This is a genomic window from Myxococcus sp. AM011 (genome assembly GCF_013372595.1).
In the GTDB taxonomy this organism is placed as follows: Bacteria; Myxococcota; Myxococcia; order Myxococcales; family Myxococcaceae; genus Myxococcus; species Myxococcus eversor.
In genome coordinates, this window is sequence record NZ_JABXEM010000515.1 from 1 (window position 1) to 2,229 (window position 2,229).

At 68.9% G+C, this 2,229-nt stretch carries 2 protein-coding genes; both read left to right on the forward strand.

What is annotated here, in order from left to right:
* Positions 1–353 precede the first annotated feature (353 nt).
* Entirely contained in the window at positions 354–1,337 is a 984-nt protein-coding gene (locus HUW62_RS46875) for an iron ABC transporter substrate-binding protein (protein WP_176438152.1), read from the forward strand.
* 10 nt (positions 1,338–1,347) lie between these two features.
* On the forward strand, positions 1,348–2,229 hold an 882-nt coding region (locus HUW62_RS46880; protein WP_176438153.1), incomplete at its 3' end, for an ABC transporter permease subunit.

Genomic DNA, 2,229 nt, shown 5'->3' on the forward strand with positions numbered 1-2,229 from the left:
GGGGTGGGTGGACTCGTGGGCGCTTGCGGCTTCGCGGCGGGCGCCGTCGAGGCCTGTGCGAACGATGGGGCTGCGAGCAGCAACGCGGCGACACAGACCGAGGTGTACAGACGATGCATGGGATGAACCTCCAAGACGTCGAGAAGCACCGCGCGGCAGATTAACCTGACGTCCTGGGAACTGTCTGATGCCGCGCGCGGTTCAATGTCGATGTTCGCGCTTCGACAGTCCCTGCACGCAACACCGATGGCCAGGGCGGCCTTCCTGAGAACGACCTCACGGACGAAGAGAGCTGCCCGCAGGAGCGCGCAACGGGTGGAACCGTGCGGGCGTGTCCGTTAGGGTGCCGCGCCATGATGCGCAAACTCCTCCTGACCCTGCTGTTGTCCGTGGCCTCCACCGCGCTGGCGGCGGAGCCGCTCACCGTCTACTCCGGCCGCAACGAGAAGCTGGTGGGACCGCTGCTCAAGAAGTTCACCGAGAAGACCGGCATCGAGGTGAAGGTGCGCTACGGCGAGACGCCGCAGCTCGCCGCCACGCTGCTGGAGGAAGGTGACAAGACTCCGGCGGACGTGTTCTTCGCGCAGGACGCGGGGGCGCTCGGCGCGCTGGGCAACGCGGGCCGGCTCCAGGCGCTGCCCAAGGCGACGCTGGACAAGGTGGACGCGCGCTTCCGCTCGCCGACGGGGCTGTGGGTGGGCGCCAGCGGCCGTGCGCGTGTCGTGGCCTACAATGCGAAGAAGGTGAAGCCGGCGGACCTGCCCAAGAGCATCCTCGGCTTCACGGATGCGAAGTGGAAGGGCCGGCTGGGCTGGGCGCCCACCAACGCGTCCTTCCAGGCGTTCGTCACCGCGCTGCGGCTGCTCAAGGGCGACGAGGCGGCGACGGCGTGGCTCAAGGGCGTGCAGGCCAACGAGCCGCGCGTCTACAAGAACAACGCGGCCGTCGTGGAGGCGCTGGGGCGCGGTGAAATCGATGCGGGCTTCGTCAACCACTACTACCTGTACGCCGCGAAGAAGAGCAACGCGGAGCTGCCGGTGGCCAACTACTTCGTCGCGGCGGGGGACCCGGGCGCGCTGGTGAACGTGGCGGGCGTGGGCATCCTCCAGGGGTCGAAGCAGGTGGAGTCGGCACAGAAGTTCGCCGCGTTCCTGCTGGAGGCGGAATCGCAGACGTACTTCTCCCAGGAGACGTACGAGTACCCGCTGGTGAAGGGCGTGAAGACGGCGGAGGCGCTGCCGACGCTCGCGAAGGTGGGCTCGCCGGACCTGGACCTGTCCAAGCTCGATGACCTGCGCGGCACGGTGAAGCTGCTCCAGGACACCGGCGTCCTCTGAGGTCAGCGAAGTGACGCGTCGTCCTCCGGGGTGGTTGTTGGTGTCGGGACTGGTGGTCGCCGCGCTCGCGGTGTTGCCAGCGGTGTACCTGGGCGTTCGCGCGGCGGAAGCCGATGCGGACGCGTGGGCCCTGCTCTGGCGAGACAAGACGTGGGGCCTGTTGTGGCGCACGCTGGGGCTCGCGGTGGCGGTGACTGTCTGTGCCGCCCTCGTGGCCCTGCCGCTGGCGTGGCTCACCACGCGCACGGACCTCCCGGGACGACGTGGCTGGACGGTGCTCTTGTGCGTGCCGCTCGCGGTGCCCACCTTCGTCAGCGGCTACGTGCTGCTGGCGACGTTCGGCACCGGGGGCGTACTGGAGGAGCCGCTGTCGCGCTGGGGGTTGCCGGTGCCCTCGGTGTATGGCTTTCCCGGAGCGCTCCTGGCGCTGACGGTGTCCACGTATCCGTATCTCTTCCTCGCGTTGCGCGCGGGCTTGCTCTCGCAGGACCCCGCCTGGCTGGAGGGTGCGCGCAGTCTGGGCATGAGTCCGACGCGGGCCTTCTGGAAGGTGACGGCGCCGCTGTTGCGACCGGCCTTTGTGTCGGGCGCGCTGCTCGTCGGGCTGTATGTGTTGTCGGACTTCGGCGCGGTGGCGCTGCTCCAGTACGACGCCTTCTCGCGAGCCATCTACGTCCAGTACGAGGGCGCGTATGACCGGACCTACGCGGCGCTGCTGGGGCTGGCGCTGGTGGTGGTGACGGCGGCCGTGCTGGTGCTGGAGGTGCGGCTGAGAACGCCTCGCCGATGTTCAGATAGACGCGTGGCTCCGAGCCGTGGAACCGCTCTTCCGCGAGCGCCGTCGAGTCCGCCTGCGCTACTGTCGCGGCCAGGGTTGGTCATGGACTCAATC